At 47.8% G+C, this 17,908-nt stretch carries 18 protein-coding genes; 17 read left to right on the top strand and 1 reads right to left on the bottom strand.

The window, feature by feature from the left end; genetic code table 11:
• Positions 1-354 precede the first annotated feature (354 nt).
• From ALO_RS11750 to ALO_RS11665, 17 genes are all read left to right on the top strand, one after another.
• Positions 355-2,499 (top strand): portal protein, encoded by a 2,145-nt coding sequence (locus tag ALO_RS11750; RefSeq protein ID WP_004096081.1) that lies wholly within the window; start codon positions 355-357, stop codon positions 2,497-2,499.
• A 17-nt stretch (positions 2,500-2,516) separates the two neighbouring features.
• Complete coding sequence (locus ALO_RS11745; RefSeq protein ID WP_004096079.1) at positions 2,517-2,942, top strand: hypothetical protein; 426 nt, start codon at positions 2,517-2,519, stop codon at positions 2,940-2,942.
• A gap of 66 nt (positions 2,943-3,008) precedes the next feature.
• Positions 3,009-3,674 (top strand): PhoH family protein, encoded by a 666-nt coding sequence (locus ALO_RS11740; RefSeq protein WP_004096077.1) that lies wholly within the window; start codon positions 3,009-3,011, stop codon positions 3,672-3,674.
• Positions 3,675-3,695: 21 nt separating this feature from the next.
• Complete coding sequence (locus tag ALO_RS11735) at positions 3,696-4,046, top strand: hypothetical protein (RefSeq protein WP_004096075.1); 351 nt, start codon at positions 3,696-3,698, stop codon at positions 4,044-4,046.
• A gap of 36 nt (positions 4,047-4,082) precedes the next feature.
• The gene (locus ALO_RS22835) at positions 4,083-4,745 is read left to right on the top strand and encodes a hypothetical protein (RefSeq protein ID WP_202945773.1); all 663 of its coding nucleotides are present in this window, start codon (positions 4,083-4,085) and stop codon (positions 4,743-4,745) included.
• Between the two features lie 24 nt (positions 4,746-4,769).
• Positions 4,770-4,967 (top strand): hypothetical protein, encoded by a 198-nt coding sequence (locus ALO_RS11720; RefSeq protein WP_004096071.1) that lies wholly within the window; start codon positions 4,770-4,772, stop codon positions 4,965-4,967.
• Positions 4,964-5,383 (top strand): hypothetical protein, encoded by a 420-nt coding sequence (locus ALO_RS11715; protein ID WP_004096068.1) that lies wholly within the window; start codon positions 4,964-4,966, stop codon positions 5,381-5,383. The genes ALO_RS11720 and ALO_RS11715 overlap by 4 nt, the downstream gene beginning before the upstream one ends.
• Before the next feature lie 161 nt (positions 5,384-5,544).
• Positions 5,545-6,822 (top strand): hypothetical protein, encoded by a 1,278-nt coding sequence (locus tag ALO_RS20915; RefSeq protein ID WP_004096066.1) that lies wholly within the window; start codon positions 5,545-5,547, stop codon positions 6,820-6,822.
• Between the two features lie 4 nt (positions 6,823-6,826).
• On the top strand, positions 6,827-8,038 hold the full coding sequence (locus ALO_RS11705) for a N4-gp56 family major capsid protein (protein WP_004096064.1): 1,212 nt from the start codon (positions 6,827-6,829) through the stop codon (positions 8,036-8,038).
• A 364-nt stretch (positions 8,039-8,402) separates the two neighbouring features.
• Positions 8,403-8,534 (top strand): hypothetical protein, encoded by a 132-nt coding sequence (locus tag ALO_RS23525; RefSeq protein WP_004096062.1) that lies wholly within the window; start codon positions 8,403-8,405, stop codon positions 8,532-8,534.
• A gap of 239 nt (positions 8,535-8,773) precedes the next feature.
• On the top strand, positions 8,774-10,000 hold the full coding sequence (locus ALO_RS22700) for a collagen-like protein (protein ID WP_238528265.1): 1,227 nt from the start codon (positions 8,774-8,776) through the stop codon (positions 9,998-10,000).
• A gap of 8 nt (positions 10,001-10,008) precedes the next feature.
• Positions 10,009-10,983, top strand: coding sequence for a hypothetical protein (locus ALO_RS11695; protein ID WP_004096060.1), 975 nt, complete (start codon positions 10,009-10,011; stop codon positions 10,981-10,983).
• Positions 10,980-11,555 (top strand): DUF4376 domain-containing protein, encoded by a 576-nt coding sequence (locus ALO_RS11690; RefSeq protein ID WP_040293269.1) that lies wholly within the window; start codon positions 10,980-10,982, stop codon positions 11,553-11,555. The genes ALO_RS11695 and ALO_RS11690 overlap by 4 nt, the downstream gene beginning before the upstream one ends.
• A 51-nt stretch (positions 11,556-11,606) precedes the next feature.
• The gene (locus ALO_RS11685) at positions 11,607-12,200 is read left to right on the top strand and encodes a phage adaptor protein (RefSeq protein ID WP_004096058.1); all 594 of its coding nucleotides are present in this window, start codon (positions 11,607-11,609) and stop codon (positions 12,198-12,200) included.
• A gap of 24 nt (positions 12,201-12,224) precedes the next feature.
• Positions 12,225-13,811 (top strand): hypothetical protein, encoded by a 1,587-nt coding sequence (locus tag ALO_RS11680; protein ID WP_004096057.1) that lies wholly within the window; start codon positions 12,225-12,227, stop codon positions 13,809-13,811.
• Positions 13,811-15,991: a hypothetical protein gene (locus tag ALO_RS11675; RefSeq protein ID WP_040293267.1), complete on the top strand. Its 2,181-nt coding sequence runs from the start codon at positions 13,811-13,813 to the stop codon at positions 15,989-15,991. Before ALO_RS11680 ends, ALO_RS11675 begins: the two co-directional genes overlap by 1 nt.
• A gap of 457 nt (positions 15,992-16,448) precedes the next feature.
• Positions 16,449-17,123, top strand: coding sequence for a hypothetical protein (locus ALO_RS11665; RefSeq protein WP_139025384.1), 675 nt, complete (start codon positions 16,449-16,451; stop codon positions 17,121-17,123).
• Here ALO_RS11665 and ALO_RS20905 read toward each other — a convergent pair.
• On the bottom strand, positions 17,114-17,866 hold the full coding sequence (locus ALO_RS20905; protein ID WP_004096052.1) for a tetratricopeptide repeat protein: 753 nt from the start codon (positions 17,864-17,866) through the stop codon (positions 17,114-17,116). The genes ALO_RS11665 and ALO_RS20905 overlap by 10 nt on opposite strands.
• Positions 17,867-17,908 lie beyond the last annotated feature (42 nt).

The raw sequence follows: 17,908 nt of genomic DNA, 5'->3' as shown, positions 1-17,908 counted from the left end.
AGCGCGTAAAACAAGAAAGGATAGGTTGCAAGGATGTTCATGATTGTTTTGTTGTATCGAGTTGAAGGGAAATACCCGATGTCATACTTTCCCTTGCTTGCAATTGTGTACCCCGTATTAGCGATTCTCTGTATTCTGTACATGTTTCGTGACTTTCTGTTTACGGATGAGCAAGAATACTCCTTTGAAGTCGGCAGACTTTCGATTCACAACAAAGTGCAGTGGGACTTGATGGATGCATATAGACCATTGGTTTGCTTTCACTGGTATATAAAAGATGGATCAAAACGAATTTTGTGTATTTAAATAACGCCGCCTTCGGGCGGTTTCTCTATGTCCGAAGGAGGTGGTACGTTGGCAAAGGTAATTCCAATCAGCGTGGGAATAGCGCGGCGGTGGTTTAAGGATGCTGTAGACGGCATGCAGGACTGGCGGCGAGAAGCCAGGGAAGATTATGAGTTTTATTTCGGAATACAGTGGGATGAGGGAGCGATCGACAAACTGCGGAAGCAGGGGCGACCGGTCATCACAATCAACCGGGTTAAGCCCACGGTAAACCTGCTGTCTGGCTATCAGCGCCTGAACCGCTATGAACCATCATTCAAGCCCCGCACTGCCGACGACCTGAAAAAGTGCAAAGTCCGGGAGGGCATGACTAATTTCGTCTTTGATGCCAGCGACTTCGAGTCAGAAGAGAGCGACATATTCTTGGATGCGGCCATTGCCGGCAGGGGATTCGCAAAAATTACATATGAGGTTGACTACGACACGATGGACGGTGAGGCCCAAATTAAGCGGGTTTCGCCGTTTTCTATGTATGTTGACCCGGAGTGCCGGAAAGCAGACTTATCGGATGCGAAGTTTGTCTGTGAGGGGCGCTGGGTTGATAAAGATGAGGCAATGGAGGTCTACCCGGAGCATGCCGAGGCCATTGAACAGATGGTGCATGAGTATGATACCGACGAACAGGACTCATATGGTAGCGACATAGCGGAGCCATTGTGGTATCAAAAGGACGGACATAAGGTCCGGCTCATCGAAATGTGGTATCGCCAAAAGCGAATGACCAAGTTTTTTGTTATGCAGGATGATTCGTTGCTCCCGCAATCACAAGTGCAGATCAACATGCTGTCGCAAATGGTCATTGTCAATGGTCAACCTCAGACGGTCGAAAAGCCGCAGAAGGTAGTGCGTGTTAAGGTCATGCTGGGTCAGATTGAACTTGAAGACATTGAGAGCCCTTACCAGCATAGGGACCTGCCGTATGCGCAGCTCACCGCTTACTATATTGGCGAGGGAGATACCCCGTCCGGCGTTGTCAGGAATATGAAGGACTCGCAAAGGGAAATCAACAAACGGCGTTCTCAGCGTCTTCATATTCTTAACACCCAGGCGAACAGTGGCTGGATCGCCGAAGATGGGGCACTGACGCCAGAGCAAGAGCAAAACATTCGGAACTTCGGCGCCACTCCTGGTGTAGTAGTCAAACACCAGAAGGGAAGCAGCCTGCAACGAATTACCCCTTCCCCATATCCGACCAATGTAGCGGAGGAAGAACAGATATCGACAAACGATATCCGGGAGTTGACCGGTATTAACGAGGCCATGATGGGTAGCCAAGATGCGGCAGGTCAGTCTGGCCGGGCAATAGAGCTACGGCAGAAGCAGGCTATCACCCATGTGGCCGCACTGTTTGACAATCTGCGGAAGTTTAAACGCAGGATACTCTATCTTCTTTGGGGCAAACGGAACTGCCCGGGGATTATCCCGCAGTATTATACCGAGTCCAAAACTATCCGGATCATCGGCGAAGATGGCCATGACGATTTTATCCAGGTCAATGACGCACAGGTTATTCAGGACCCTAACACAGGGCAGTGGTTTGAGACGACAATCAATGACCTGTCTGTTGGTGAATTCGACATTGTCATCACGGATACGCCGTCAACTGCCACTCAGCGCATGGCCCAATACTATATGCTCCTGGAGGCGGTTAAGGCCGGAATACCGGTTCCGCCGGACGTGATACTCGAAGAGTCCGACATCCCGCGCCGGGACGAAATTGCCCGAAGAATCCGGGAAGAAAAAGAAGCTCAAGCCCAAGCGGCGGCGCAAGAAGCGCAGGCAAAACAACAACCGCAGACCAATCCTCCCCGGATATCTCTGAATTATCGGGACTTACCGCCGGATGGAAAGATGCAGGCGGCGGCGCAGGCCGGCATTCAGATTCAGCCGCCGGTGGACATGGGTCAAATAGTACAGCAGGCGCAAGCCCTGCAACAGCAACTTGCGACATTGCCGCCTGAACAGCAAATGGCGATCATTCAGCAGCTGATGATGGGCGGCGGACAACAACCGGTTATGCAACAGCAGATGCCACAACAAGGGCAGGTGCCACCGATGCCGCAGTCCCAACCTCAGGGACAAGGAATGCCTAGTTGGCAGGGACCGGCGATACCGCAGAATCAAGTAATTAATAGCATGAGAGCGGCATTATAATCAAAGGAGTGTGAATCATGTGCGAGTCGGATACATCTTATATTTATAGCGAAGAACAATTGATTGTGCTTTGTCGGGAATGGCAGCAACGCCTGAGACTGGAATGCTGGGAAGTGGCTTTGCGCATTGCACGTCAACGAGATTTTGATTTAAAGAATGCTCAGGGGGAGTGTTGTTACACGAAAGAAACCGCCCTGGCAACAATCAAAATATTAGATCCGACTGATTACCCGCAATCGCCGTTTAAGTATGATATGGAGATAGTATTAGTTCATGAATTATTGCATTTACATTTTTGCATGTTTGATAAAACCGAGTACGGTTCATTAGATGAAACTATGATGGAGCGCTCAATTGACCATATCGCTAAGGCATTGGTTAAACTGAAAAGGCAATCAGGACTGAAAGCCGAAAACGCGGTAATGAGGGGGCGATATCCGTGACCTGTAAGGGCAAAGGAGGCAACAAGCGCAAAGGCGGCAGAAAGACTTAGGAAAGGTGGACATTCCATGCCACTACCGAAAGACCATATGTTCTTTGGCCTTGGGCCGAAGCTGACTGCTAAGCAGAGACAATATGTTGATGCGGTTTTTGACAAAAAGGTCATTGTGGTTCCGTCCAAGGCGGGAACGGGGAAGACACTGCTTGCTGTAGCGGCCGCCAAAGTAATGGAGCGGGATCTTGTGTATGTATTCCCCAATGTGTGTGAAGATGAGTTCGGGTATTTGCCGGGTTCGCTGTGGGACAAGTATTATCAATACCTGGGCCCACTGTTTGATGCACTGGATGAAATTCGCGAGAGACCAATGACCTGCGTGTCGCGGGAGGATGCAAACGAAGATAGCAACTCCGGAGGATGGAAAGACGGGAATGTCTGGGTGTACCCAAAGCCGCATACTTTCCTGCGTGGCCGCAACCTCAAGGGGAATAAGATCATCATGGTTGATGAAGCCCAAAACCTTACCAAGCCGCAACTCAAGAAGATTATCACCCGGGTACATGATGACTGCACGGTGATACTGGCCGGTCATATGGGACAGTGTGACCTACCGGACCCGTCAAAGAGCGGCTTCCCCGCTTACATTGATTTTTATCGGACGCGGGATTATGCGGCGGTTGTGGAATTGACGCAGTGCTTCCGGGGTGTGATTGCTTCGGAAGCCGACGAAGTATAAAAAATAGGAGGATGATTTCAGATGAATGGTATGAAGTATGGGGTCGGTATAACCGGAGCGTTTGCCGGTGGTTACGATGGAAACGATTGTGCTGCCCAGCAGGTCCAGCGAAAACAAGGCCAAGTCGAAAAAAGTCTCAACGAAATTTCGGACATTGCGGACACTACGCTGCGACTGGCCCGTGAGATTTTGGATGCGGTTTCTCTTCCTAAGCCTCAGCAGGCATGCAATGGTGCTGGTGTACCGGAATCATTTGACACCGTAGCGGGGCGGCTGCAGACGACCGGTTCTGTTTTGATTGAAGCGAATAACCGTCTGCACGAGATCCTTGAAATTCTGCAAGATCAACTTGGCGATCAAAAGCTGGTGTAACCTATGGACTTTTAAATAGTCGGAAGGATGGTTGAGATGGTTCAATGGTACCGTAAGAAACCTGTCAAGGTTCCAACTCTGGAATGGACGGGAAGTAACCATAGGGAAATGTTCGACTTTCTAACGGGGACTCATGATAGACCAATGGATGTTGTGGGCGAACATTTTTACATTGATCACAATAAAGTTCACGGTGGCTTGATTATCAAGACCAAAGAGGGAGAACATTTGGCGTCAATTGGTGATTTCGTTATTAAGGGTGTTGTTGGCGAATTCTACCCATGCAAGCCGGATGTCTTTGAAATGACTTACGAGAAAGAAGAAACCAAATATGTAAAATTACAACACGACCTGCTCACGAGCAAATATACCGAAGTTTACCACGAACCGGGAAGCGAAATGCAATACGGCGCACCACATCGCTTTACGGTCATTGGAAACCATGATGACTACTTCGGTATTCCGCTGGCGGAAATTCATTTCCAAGAAGGTCCTATTAAAGAATGCGGCGTAAATGGCGTCTGCAATGAGGACTTGATTGCCATGGTCATCTGCCGGCTGGAGCATTTCCAGAAAGGACAGTTTGCCTGCAGGGAAAACGCTTTGGCAATTACCAAATTGGAAGAGGCGCTGTTGTGGCTGCGTAAGCGGACAATGGGCCGGGAGCAACGTGGCGTTGAAGGAACCAATCAAGTATAAATAATTAAGCAGAGGGTGAATGATATGGGAATCCAAACAAAAACGCAAACCGACTTACAGATGAAAGCGAAGAAGGTCATTGAGGAGTTCGTTGATCTTACGCTTATGGCAATTGATGAACAAAAAAAGCGTCCGTTTAAAGATACCTACGCAATAAACCAATTGGAGCAAAGCGTCATGTCGATCTATGCAATTCTGTTAAATCGGGGTGATCGTCAATGAGACAAACCAGACCAAAGACCGAGAAGAAAGCCGAAATAGCAAAAGTCGCTGAGAAGGCAATCGGCAAAGCGGTAAAACTTCCGGCTGATGCTCCATCGGGTATTGCAAGGAAAGACGTTCCGCAGGAAATCGAGGTTGTACCCGCTATGGCCGGTGAGAGAGTTGACGCGCCGCCTGAGATGAAACACTTGGCAGAACTCGTGCAAGAACCTGGCGTGATTAGTGTCGCCGAACCGGCTGACCCGGCGGTGGCGGAGTTTAATGAACTCCGTCTGAATTATGCTAAGGTATGCAACAAAATGGCAGAAAACGTACTCAATGGCAGAGTGGTTGATAATAGTCATATTGATATTCTCAATGCTCTGACTGAGGCAGTGCTGGCTACCAGCACACCTACCTATGTTTTAAAGGGATAAGCCCGGGAAACCGGATTATCATATATTCGCGGCGCGACCGGCGTACTGGCCGCACCAGACCAACCGTTTGTGGTGGTCTTTTTTATTGCCCTTTTTTCGCGACGACGGCGATACGGTCGTAATACATCGTCCATCCGGACGTAAAACGGAGGTTGGAAAGTATGGCTAAAAAATCAAAACTGCCTGATTGGATGAGCGAACTGGAAGAACTTGATGCTGATGCGGCAAGTGATTTCGCCCGTGAGAATGGTTTAACCGGCGAAGAAGATGACGGCGATACTGGCGCCGATAACAACCAGGATGCCGAGGATGACCAAGACGCTGACGAAATCGAAGAGTCAGATGACTCTGATGGCGATGCCGCAGATGAAACCGGCGACGACCAGGACGACGATCAGAGCGATGAGGACGGCGAGGAAGATTCTGCTGAGGATGACCAACCCGACGAGGACTCAGAGGAACCCGATGATATACCTGCCCCTGATGCTGGAAAAGACAAGGGAAAAGGGAAGGTAAAACAGGTTCCGTATGAAGCCCTTCACGCGGAGAGAAAAAAACGGCAGGATCTACAACAACGGCTAGAGGCGCTTGAGTCTCGCATTGCACAACAAACCGTACAACAGACCGCACAACAAAGCGTACAGCAAAATGAGCAACAAGACGTACAACAAACCGAACAACAGCAAAAAGAACAGGCCAATGCCTATGTTGAGTGGATGGAAGCGGAAGCCGAAAAGCAATTCAAGGCGCAGTTTGGGTATGCCCCGAATGAGCGGATTGCCGCCAGGGCTAAGGAAGCGTTCAATGAAAAATTCGGGCGTGAACCGGACAGGTACGACGAAGATGACGGCGCTGCCATGGATGACATTAAGGCCGACCTGATTAAACGTGATACGTCCCGACTTGCAAGCATTTCCACTCAGATAGGTCAGCATGTTCAATCACAGTTGCAGTCCCGGCAGACGGAACAACAACAGCGGCAAAAGATGAACAGTGACTATATGAACAGCTTCAAGTCCAAGCCGGATGCTCAAAAAATCTTCGACTATGCAAATCAGCGGTATGCAAAATTGACGGATGCTGAAAAGGCGGTTTTGGGCCCGGCGGCAGACCGCGTCGGGAAAGGACAGGGCACTGCTGATGATGTCTTTGCCTTCAAGACCTTTATGGATTTATCCGAAATGGAATGGCGCCAGCAATCCGGAAAGGCCCCGGAGGAATCAACGCCGGGTGAAGAGCAAAAACCGACAGCTCAGCCCAAAAAGAAATCGACCTCGCAAAAGGTCAATGAGTTAAAGAAACAACCACGGAGTACCATGATCGGTGGCAAGGGCGATTCGAGCGGCACCAATAGAAATGCTGAGGCTGACCGAATCATGCAAACCGAACCATACGAGAAATGGCCGAAGTGGCTAAAACGAATGTTCGAAGGGGGATAAATAAATGGAAGTTGACAATCAGACCAGGGTACCAGCGAATCTGGTAGAACGCTACTGGAGACGGGTACTTTGGGAAACTACCAAGAAGGAACTGTATTGGAATAAATTCATCGGGGAAGGCCCGAATAGCATCATCACCAAAATGACGGATCTGAAAAAAGAAGCCGGCGACAGAATTGTCGTTCCGCTGCTGCCGAAATTAATCGGTCCCGGCGTCACCGGCGACGATGTCCTGGAAGGCAATGAAGAACCCTTAATGTACCAGGATTTCAGCGTTGTGGTGGATCAGATTCGCCATGCTACGATCATCAAGGGTCGCTTCGAAGAGCAAAAAACCCAACTCAAAATGCGCCGTGATGGACGCGATGGCTTGTCGATGTGGCTGAAAGAAAAGATTGACTATGATATCTTTAAGGCTCTGTCCACGACGGCCAGCCCGAACCGACAATTATCCGCAGGTAGTAAAGCCGAGAACTTGCTCACTGATACTGACAAGTTCACGGCTTCTTTAATTTCCAGGGCAAAACGCAAGGCAAAGCTGGCCGGATCGCCGGTAAATGTAACGTTGACCGGCACTGTTGCTGTGCAAGCTGATTCGTACATTATCACTGGCACAACCACTGAATTTACCACCGAATTAAAGGTGGGCGACGTGGTAACTGTAGCGTCTCAGGAACGTATTATTGTCGAAGTATACAGCGACACTTCGGCAAAAGTGCATATGAAGTGGAAGACGGCGTCTTCCGGCAATGCAATGGGTTGCAAACGCTACCCTGGTGCGCGTTGCAATATGCGCCCTGTAAACGTCGACGGGCAGGAACTGTTTGTCATGGTCATTCATCCGTGGCAGGAACGCGATCTGTGGGCCGATCCGGTCTGGTACGAGGCACAGAAGTATGCTAACGTTCGTGGGAGCAAAAACCCGATCTTTACCGGCATGACAGGGATATATGATGGTTGTGTGATTCATAGTCATGAAAACATCAACATTTCTCTCTCCGGCGCTTCTGGCGCGAACGTCGCCCATTCTCTGTTCTTGGGGGCACAGGCCTGCGGCATGGCAATTGCGCAGGAGCCTGAATGGGTAGAAGATGAAAGAGATTATAAAAACAAAGTTGGTATTTCGACTGGCATGATCTGGGGCGCCGAAAAAGCCAAGTTTAACGGCGAGGACTTCGCCTGCCTCAAGGTGCTGACTGGCGCAGCCGCCGACTAGGGTTAGTTACAAGAGGGGCAGGGCATTCCTGCCTCTCTATTATTTATTATTGGGGGTGCGATCATGCCCGGTCTATGGGGACAAGCAGCAGGTCTGGCTACTATTGACGACCAGAATATCAGCACAGATAAGGTATGGTCAAGCGACAAAACAAATGCGGTAATTACAGAAGTAGCGGATGAAATTCGAGAACAAATTGAAGAGATAGAGGGCGCTCAGGGACCACCCGGCCCCACCGGTCCGCAGGGACCACAGGGGTTAAGAGGGGCAATTGGCCCTCAAGGTGAACGAGGGCCGCAAGGACTGACAGGTCAACAGGGACCACAGGGGCCAATGGGATTGCAAGGACCGCAGGGAGACGTTGGTGAACAAGGGCCAGAAGGTCCTGCTGGGCCAACCGGTGAGACAGGTCCGCAAGGTGTTCAAGGACCACCGGGACCGCAAGGAGAACAGGGACTGCCGGGACCTGCGGGACCTGTTGGGCCGGCTGGGCTAACGTGGCGCGGATTATGGGATAATGGAACGGCCTACGTTAAAGACGATGCGGTGGGCTACAGTGGAGCATCTTATTTTTGTCTAACTGAACATACAAACGTTCCGCCAACCGGAGACCCGTCATCAAGTACTTATTGGGCCCTACTTGCTTCTCAAGGTGCTGTAGGTCCGCAGGGACCACAGGGCATTCAGGGATCGCAGGGGCCGCAAGGACTACAAGGTCCTATAGGACCTGTTGGGGTGAATTGGCGCGGCGAGTGGGATGACTCCGAAACATATGTAGAGCGAGATGCTGTACGATACGATGGTTCGGCTTATTATTGCTTAGAAAACAACTCGGCTATCTATCCGACAGGAGATGTAGCTTCAGAAATATATTGGAATCTCATCGTCGAAAAGGGCGAAACCGGTCCGGCTGGTCAACAAGGAGATCCCGGCAATATAGGAGAACCGGGACCGGAAGGACCGCCGGGGCCAATGGGTCCCATGGGACCGCAAGGAGAACAGGGGCCGCAAGGCATGCAAGGAGTTCAAGGACCAATCGGGGAGCCTGGCTTGCAGGGGGCTCCAGGAGCGGCAAGTCCTATCGGCCTTGCGTGGCAGGGTGCGTGGAACTCAACAACAACTTATTTTCAGAACGACGCTGTTGGGTACGAGGGAGCATCGTATTTCTGTTTATCCGGGAACACGAACATGCCTCCTAGTGGCGACGAATCGTCAGAGTCGTATTGGGCACTTCTGGCGATGTATGGTCCACAGGGACCGCAGGGTCCAAAGGGACTACAAGGATCACAGGGACCCGCCGGTCCACAGGGACCGCAGGGTATTCAGTTCCCTCCATGGATTTCAGGGGCAAACTATACCATAGGAGAAATCATTTTCAGCACTAAGCTTCCCAGTTATGCTTATGCCGAATGCGTAATTGGCGGTATTGCTTACGAGACAGAACCGGAATGGCCGGCACTTGGAGAGATAGTAACGGATGGAGCTGTCACGTGGATTGTAAAGGATAGACGAAACGCAAGAAAACTAGATACTGCACGAACAATCTCTCTTGAAGGCGATGTAACTGGAAGTGTCAGTTTCGACGGTAGCGGCGACGTTGTTATAGAGACAAGTATTGGTCAGGTCAGGCAGGTTGCGCCCAGTGTCGCAATACCAATTATCAATCCGGTCAACAATTCCTGTTCTGCAATTCTTTTACTGCGGTCTGCCAGAACGTTAAAAACTTTGACAGTACAATCAACAGATAATACGAGTTTAAATGCAGGCATTGTTCCTAATTCCGAAGTCACATTAAGACTATATAAAAACGATGCCGAACAATACAGCTTTTCGTTTTCGACTGCAGAGGCGACAACTGATGTGACAGCAGTGCCATATGCGGTGGGGGATACCTTCTGGTACAAGGTCGAGAGTGCGGCGACGAACATTAAAATGCTCAATGTCTATCCGGAATTTGAATAGGAGGGCTTATGGAGTTAGTTAGTTCGATTGCAATATCGCCGTCTGGCACAGCGGTAACGGTTGGCGGAGGATATTTGTACGTATTTGTGTATCATCCAACGGCTATACGGAGATATAATTTAGACACTTTGGCACTGGTCGATAACACGCAAATATCCTCTGTATCTTCGAACGATATTCGTGGCGCAGTGTATAGTGACGGATTAGTGTATGGGGCTTACTATTCCGGGGCTTATGTGTTGAAAGTCGATTACGCGGCAGGCTTGATTACTCCCGTAGCCAGGGCAAACGGGAATATGCTACATGCGGTTACTACAGACGCTAACTATGTATACTTTATAATGGCAAACGGATATAGGGACAAATACACTAAAGGGGGCCTCTCTTTAGCAACAAGGTATTATTCTTCTGACGCCCGCACCAGAACGTGTTCTGGTGCAGTTATAAGCGGCAGGTATCTTTATACAGCTAATAGCATGACGCCAGGTGCCTTTACAAAAATTAATTTAGACACCTTGGAGACTGTTGCAAACCTATCCTTTCCCACAGTTATAAATAACCGTTGTAATGATGTCAGTATAATCGGAGATCATTTGTATTCGCCAATGTACATGGCCCCTGGAAAAATTGCGAAAGTCGATTTAAGCAATTTCACTCAAGAGGGTGTGACTGTAACGACCCTTCCTTTGGGGGCGGGTAACAATGAAAATACCAACCCTGAAAGGTGCTTGGCAGTAGGTGGATATCTATACGTACAATGTCGCACAAGTCCGAATAGCATTATCAAGGTTGACCCGAATACGATGCAAATTGTCGATACAATTTGGCACGCGGATTTAGGTTCTTTTGTGCAGTGTAGGGGGTTGGCATATGCAGATGGGTACTTGTATTCTTTGACAAACACTCGTTTGGCAAAGATTTATGTTGGCGGGGACGAGCCGGCGGTGCAATCTTACTCTTTTGTGATAGGGGGCGACCTATGATGTACGCATACCTAATCGAGGGAGATACGGCAGTAAAAACCTACTATGGCGACAACCCGCCTGATGGTTGGTATCAGTCCAAATCTCCTATTGATTGGTCGAAATATTATTGGGATGGCAACGGACCTGCCCTAAAAGCTGTAGAGCCGCAACCAGAACCTGAGCCATATGTGCCGAGTCTGAAAGATTACAAGCAATGGAAAGTTGCGGAAGTTAACGACGCCTGCGGCCGGATATTGCTATCTGGTTTTTATTGTGATGTTCTGGGCGAACAGCACCGGTACGATACTGATATAGTTGATCAAATTAATTTTGCTCAGGCTATGCAAGTAGCACAGTCAACCGGGAAACCGACATCATACCGCATATGGAATACTGATGATGTCACAAAGGAATGGTATCCGCATACATACGAGCAATTTCAGGCCGTGATGATTGCCGCAGCAGATTGGAAATATCGAAAGTTATATTTATGTAGTGAGTACAAAAACGCCATCGAGAGGGCGCAGTCGATTGAAGAGATTGACACCATTGTGACAGGCGTTGACTGGGAACAAAAAGTTAACGTGTAATTCATTGAAAAAGAGCCGCAAGGCTCTATTTTATTTTAGGACGGTGAGACAATGTTAGTCTCAGAACTCGTAGAGCGTGTCCGATATCGGATTGTTGATACACAGAACATTGGGTACAAAACACCAGAATTATTGGATTACATCAATGAAGGTCATAAATTTTTGCGGCGCACTGTTTCTAAGCATGCGCCGCTTATGCTTTCCACGGCTGAAACTGGATTTACAGAACCAGGCGTTGCGACTAGTAACTTGTCCTTGAAGGCGGTTAAAATACTGGAGTTGCGGATCAACGGAAAAAAGATTACAAAAGTAGACCTTGATTCAGTCCAAGACTTAACATCTACGGGAGTGCCAAGTAAATATTTTTTACCGAACTTCATCCACTGGGTTCCAATCCCGGATGGAAGATATCCTTTCATTGCTGTTTATATCCCGGAGGCGCAACGGTTGTTGGAGAAATTTGATTCCGGTTGGCCTTCTGATTATGAAGATTTCATCGTTGAGTACGCAACGATCCGGGCCGGCATGCGCAATGAGTTTTCGGTTAATGTGGAAGAACAGTTTATGGCAATTTTCGGCGAACAGATTAAGGACTTGCTGAATAACATGACGACTGACTTTACCCTGGTCAAGGGGTATTTTTGATTCAAATAAAGGTGGTGACTTCTGATGTTTCGATCAACAAAACATAGAACGTCGAACGTGATTGACCTATCAGATTTTCGCCGTGGCATTGTTTATACATCAAACCCGGAATCACTACCGCCGGATGCTCTAATTACAGGAACAAACATAGAATTTGATAATATCACCGGCGAACTGAAAACAGTGGCCGGGTATCGTGTGAGGATGCGGCATGAAACACCTATTATAGCCGCAGTTTACGATGAGATTCATAACACAATTTTGTTTGTGGCTGATGTTGGGAAAAAAGTCCGTGGAAACCTTTATAGCTATGACAGAACGACAGATATGAAAACCTTAATAGGAGAACTATCCGGCAGAGAAAAGCCGGTTTTTTGCTTTTATGGGCGAGCTGTTTTAATTGCTTCCGGCGGACTGTTGCAGGCTTATGGTGTTTCAAGCTTATTCCCCGTTGGAGATGTTGGCGAAGGATTGCCCATTACAACACTAGTTACTGCAGGGAATATGGGGTTTGCTACCATTAACACGCAGGCTCCATGTAACATTGTCTTTCAGCGAAATGGCCGAGTAGTAGTTTCCTGTACCGTGTCTGCTAACATTACGACATATGGCGACGAAGGCAATCCAATCATAAAAGACTGTAAAGATTATCTTAGGTATTCCGGTACTGGAGATTTTCTAAACTGGGAATTTGATACGCAGGCTGCCAATGCAAAGTTCATTGAAGTGGGATATCAGGACTCTGGTGATATTGTCGCCATTGTTCCGTTATCCCAAGACATTTTAGTGTTTAAGTCCAACAATATCCTTTACCGTGTGATCGGTGAGTATGAGTCAAAAGATTGGAATGTGAAGGAGATATCGCGCGGAGTGAATTGCATGAATGCCTTTTGTGCAATATCTGCGGCAAACGATGTATTTTTCATGGGACAATATGGATTCCATAGTTTAGCCACGGTTCAGGAATATGGGTCTATTAAATCGAATGAAGTTGGACGAAATATAAACTCCGTCTTGGCGCCAACGATGAGCCAGGATGCCAGGGTGTGGCATATTCCAACCAAACAGCAGGCTTGGTTAAAACCCAACAAAAATGGGAGCGTGTATATTTACCACTATTTTACGCGGTCGGCTGACTGGGTTGGGTCCTTTACTCACCGATTATTTACTCAGGACCTTATTGATTTAATGCTCATTCAAGAGAACATGTGGGGCGTTATCGGCGATACCATTGTTGAGTTTGATGACGAGCTGTCTACAGATGACGGCGTGGAAAAAGAAGCTCTGATTGGCACAAAATTGTTTTCAACGGCAGCGGATGTTGTCATTAAAAAAGTTGAATTGTACTGGTTTCCGACTACGGAAGGAACCGGCGTTGTCCAGATCGGCGATATATGGTTGCCTTTTGTCTTTGAACAAGGCGGCATTGAAATTTATGGAGACGAAGAAGATATTTTCGGTGACTACGATGATATCTGGGAGAAGCCGGTTACGGAAAAATATGAGAGGTTTAATTACCGGGTTGATGAGTTTGATGTAAAAATTCTGATTCAATCCGGCAATATCACCATACGCAAAATTATTATTCATGTGGCGGAGGTGGGGTCATAGTGACGCATTTTAACAGGGCACATTTTTTGAATATAGTAAAGGGCGGAACAAAAAGGATGCAGGGATTCCAGCTGTTAGATGCGGCTGTTGATGCTCTGTATGAAAACGACAATGCCCTTTACGATGAAATAGGAAGCCGTGTAAATAGTTTGCCGCAATTACCGAGCGAAAACAGGCAGTCGATTATTAGAGGAAGAACCGCCACCGGCGGTTTTGATTTTTTAGAGACGGGATCTAACGCGCTGTCTTTGACAATTAAAGCCGCTGTCACAAGCCTAATCGTTACGTTCGCTGATGGATTTAGCGATGAGCAGGGGGCTGTTGACTATATTGAATCTGTTACAGATGATGTGGTTAACGCATACAGTAACTTGCCGGCCAATTCAACGGTATACCTCTACATAGAACGAATCGATAAAAACTCTCTACAGTTCGGCTATAGCACGATCCAGCCAAAATATCAAACGATGGCCCCGGCAATGGATAATGGGGCTCATTGGTTTGACACATCATCCATGAAGATGTTCTATTACAATGGGACTACTTGGATCGGGACGAAGCGATTGTTTATTGCCCGGGTGCAAACCGGTGCGGATGCTATTGATTCGGTTTTGGTAGTAAGCAGATACCAGGATTTCATGACCAGGTCGCAGGGCGACTTGTCTCCACTCATTGATTATAACTATAATCAGGCTACCGACCAAATAGAGACGATTCCTATTATTTCAGACGTGCAAGGGATACCGAGCGCTGGGTTTATTATGTTGAAAGGAGTCCCGGCAAAGGAAAACCCGTCTACTTTGAAAGTCTCTTTCCTTGATTGGTTGAGGGGCCCTATACTGAACACTACACAGACGAACATAGCAGTGAATGATCTTAACCTTTATAAGGTGAATGACATTATTGTCATTGGAAACGAAGCCATGAAGGTTACGAATAAATCAAACTCCACTATAGTAATCACACAACTGTCTGCCGCTATATCCAGTACATCCGCAACAAGTATTTCGGTAGCGTCAGGGACCGGTTTTTCTGGTGTTGACGTCATTCAAGTTGACAATGAAAAGATGCAGGTTGCTTCGATCAACGGGAATACATTAACGGTTACGCGTGCTTATGGCGGAACTACAGCGGCCACACATAGATCGGGAGCGAATGTGCTTGGCCTTACGAACTTAATTGTGCAACGGGCGCAGGAAGGCACTCTTCCGGACATTCATTTGGGTCTTGATTATGTTCGTATCCGAATGACAGAGGTTCCGACAGAACCGACACAGGGGCAATTCTTAGCGAATTATAATACCCAGGGCGAATGGAATACGGGGAAAATATACTTTAATGAAGAGGACGTAGGAAAACCTGTTATTGCTGATTATCAAAGTATTGGCAGGTTGGTTAGAAGGTATAAAAACGAGAGCGAGAGCGGCGTTCCAGATTGGCTGCGGGATTTCGGTTCAGGGATAGACGGAAATTATATTAGCACGACGAGAAATGTCGCACTGTCCGAAGGGATATATGAGTTTAATAACTTTATAGTATTACCAGGGCATACCCTGTCGCTTCCCACTTCAACAATCATTAAATGTCGTGGAACTGCGATGATTTTCGGTACGGTAACCGTTGCTCCACACAATGCAGGAAAGGGGACTGGCGGTGGTGCTGGCGGACGTGGTGGCAGAAGCCATAGCAGTGCCGCTACTGATAACGGATATGTGTCTGAAATAAACATTAATGATACCACTTTGTTGGTGGCCTCATCAGGAAATACTCCGACCAGTTATTGGAAGCGAAGAAGCTTAATGTACCAGCAATTAAAAAAAGGGGGGAATGGAGGGAAGGGGAGTAGTTTCTTTACTGGTCTAAATACATACGCTGGTGGCTCCGGTGGACGTGGCGGTGGTTGTTTAATATGTATTGCCGAATCTTTTCTGTTTACTGGTACCATTAATGCCAAGGGGGAAAATGGAAAGACCGGAGTTGTTTCTTATCGTACTGGCGGTGGCGGTGGCGGCGGAGGTGGATGTGTTATTTTATCGACGCGCAATATGATGATTGACACTGGTACAATTAACTGCGATGGAGGAATTGGCGGTATCAGGGGAGAGCAATACGACAGTGGTTATCATGAAAATGGTCAAAAGGGAGCCGCCGGATGGTGGAAAAAACTAATTGTCTCGTAGGATGTGATCCAAATAAAATCATACGACAAATGGCTATCGTTCTACAAATCCAAAGCAAACAGCGAACCATTCTTCGAGAAAGAAGATATTATCATTTATGATAAAAGAAAAGGCATCTTCTCGTATCAATACGATGAAGATGCCTTATATATTAAGCTCGTAACTGGAGACGGGGAGCATTGGCAACGGTTTGCCGAGGCTCTCTGTTCTCGTTTGGGGCTGTTTGTTGTTTTGTTTGCAACCAGAAGAAACCCTAAAGCATGGGAGCGAAAATTTGGGTATCACCTGGTGCGAATATCGCAAGGGTGGTGTATTATGAGAAAATTTATTGAAGGGGGTATTCCCAGTGGGAAGCGTAAAGAAATCCCTATTTGGAAGTAGCGACAAGATAGTCCGGCCGCAGACGACGCAGGAACAAAAGAATCTTGATACTGGACTGTCACAGTATGGACAAAACATGCTCGGCACTGCTAACCAACTAGGCACGATGGCCAATGATGCGGTGACCCAAACGAACCTGCCGAATTTATTGCAATCGTCCATTGCCGGGCAGCAGGCGGTTGCTAATCTGGAACTGCCGCAAGAGTACATGGACAAGAAGACCGGACTGGTCGCCCAAAACATGAATGAGGCGAGAAGCAACAACATAGCGCAACTCGGCCGGCGCGGCGTGATTAACAGCTCTTTGTTCCAGGATTCTGAGGACGATTTAAACAAGTATGCTGCTAATGCGATTAACAGTAACATTGACCAGGGCTTGCAGTTATACAGTCAAATGGCGAATCAGCCATACCAAACGGCTGTGAGTGGCATTGGTCAGCTGGGATCTCTGGGACAGTCGTTTACGGTGCCGGCGGCCAGCCAGTTGGACAGGTTGAATCAACAGCAGAATGCTGCTACCTATGTGAAACAAGGCAGTTCTGGATTGCTTGGCGGTGCGCTCGGCGCTGTGACTGGCGGTTTAGGTTCTGCGTTGGGTAATCGCTTGGCGAATCAGTGGAATGGGAATAGTACGCAGGCACAGCCGGCATATTCGTTCCCGTCATGGAATCAATTCAATTCGATGCCTCAGAACTATCTCCCGAATACCCTGGGAGTTAATTATGGCTTTGGGGTACCGAATCAAGGTTGATGGGTGGCGACGATTGCCTTAGCTCTTTCAATTCTGCCAGTATCATCTCTGCCGCCATCGTTGGGTACGGCATAAGTTAGAAACAATTTGTATGATGCGATTGCTTCTTTTTTCCTACCAAGAAGTTCATTGGCTAACCCCTTGTTGTAATATGCAATTGCCTCAGTAGGATTATAATGGATTGCTGAATCGAAATCGGTGATCCCCTGTTCGTATAACGACTTTGCGCAATACATTACGCCGCGGTAAACATATGCTTTTGAATAACTCTTGTTCAACTCAATGGCTTTGGAAAAAGCCATAATTGCATCGTCGTAACGGCGCTGGACATCGTACTGCTTTCCGATCAAAAACCATTCAGTTGCCTTTGCAACATCGGGAGTTTTGACCTTCTCAGGGTCAACCTTAGCTTTGATTCTTACATAGATCATTACGGCGTTGTTTTCGGTGAAGACTCTCTTTTCAAGGATAGTAGTCTCCATCATGCCGGCAGCCATGGAACGAATTTCGTCCCGGGTTAGCTGGTTGTTCACCACTTCGATATAGGATTCGAGATATGTACCAGCCTGCTCCATGGCGATGCGCTTAGCCTGAATAATGGCGTTTTGTTCGGCGCTGGACATGTTTTCATTGTTTCCAACGGAATAGGTGTATTCGGCAAAAATTTCTTGGGGCTCAGCAAAACTGATAGATGTAAAGCACATAAAAAGTATGGATGTCCAGATGAGTAATGATTTCCGCATATGGCATACCTCCGAGCAAAATATTCTATGGAATTTATTTCT

Source organism: Acetonema longum DSM 6540, assembly GCF_000219125.1.
In the GTDB taxonomy this organism is placed as follows: Bacteria; Bacillota; Negativicutes; order Sporomusales; family Acetonemataceae; genus Acetonema; species Acetonema longum.
The sequence above is the reverse complement of the archived record's forward strand: the minus strand, read 5'-3'. Positions and strand labels throughout refer to the sequence as shown.

Bases quoted from the DNA above. Each gene is read 5' to 3' on its own strand.
- ALO_RS11735 (WP_004096075.1), top strand. From the start codon at position 3,696: ATGAATGGTATGAAGTATGGGGTCGGTATAACCGGAGCGTTTGCCGGT.
- ALO_RS11665 (WP_139025384.1), top strand. From the start codon at position 16,449: ATGCTCGGCACTGCTAACCAACTAGGCACGATGGCCAATGATGCGGTG.
- ALO_RS20905 (WP_004096052.1), bottom strand. From the start codon at position 17,866: ATGCGGAAATCATTACTCATCTGGACATCCATACTTTTTATGTGCTTT.
- ALO_RS11690 (WP_040293269.1), top strand. From the start codon at position 10,980: ATGATGTACGCATACCTAATCGAGGGAGATACGGCAGTAAAAACCTAC.
- ALO_RS11685 (WP_004096058.1), top strand. From the start codon at position 11,607: ATGTTAGTCTCAGAACTCGTAGAGCGTGTCCGATATCGGATTGTTGAT.
- ALO_RS11680 (WP_004096057.1), top strand. From the start codon at position 12,225: ATGTTTCGATCAACAAAACATAGAACGTCGAACGTGATTGACCTATCA.
- ALO_RS11695 (WP_004096060.1), top strand. From the start codon at position 10,009: ATGGAGTTAGTTAGTTCGATTGCAATATCGCCGTCTGGCACAGCGGTA.
- ALO_RS11715 (WP_004096068.1), top strand. From the start codon at position 4,964: ATGAGACAAACCAGACCAAAGACCGAGAAGAAAGCCGAAATAGCAAAA.
- ALO_RS11740 (WP_004096077.1), top strand. From the start codon at position 3,009: ATGCCACTACCGAAAGACCATATGTTCTTTGGCCTTGGGCCGAAGCTG.
- ALO_RS11745 (WP_004096079.1), top strand. From the start codon at position 2,517: ATGTGCGAGTCGGATACATCTTATATTTATAGCGAAGAACAATTGATT.
- ALO_RS20915 (WP_004096066.1), top strand. From the start codon at position 5,545: ATGGCTAAAAAATCAAAACTGCCTGATTGGATGAGCGAACTGGAAGAA.
- ALO_RS11705 (WP_004096064.1), top strand. From the start codon at position 6,827: ATGGAAGTTGACAATCAGACCAGGGTACCAGCGAATCTGGTAGAACGC.
- ALO_RS11720 (WP_004096071.1), top strand. From the start codon at position 4,770: ATGGGAATCCAAACAAAAACGCAAACCGACTTACAGATGAAAGCGAAG.
- ALO_RS22835 (WP_202945773.1), top strand. From the start codon at position 4,083: ATGGTTCAATGGTACCGTAAGAAACCTGTCAAGGTTCCAACTCTGGAA.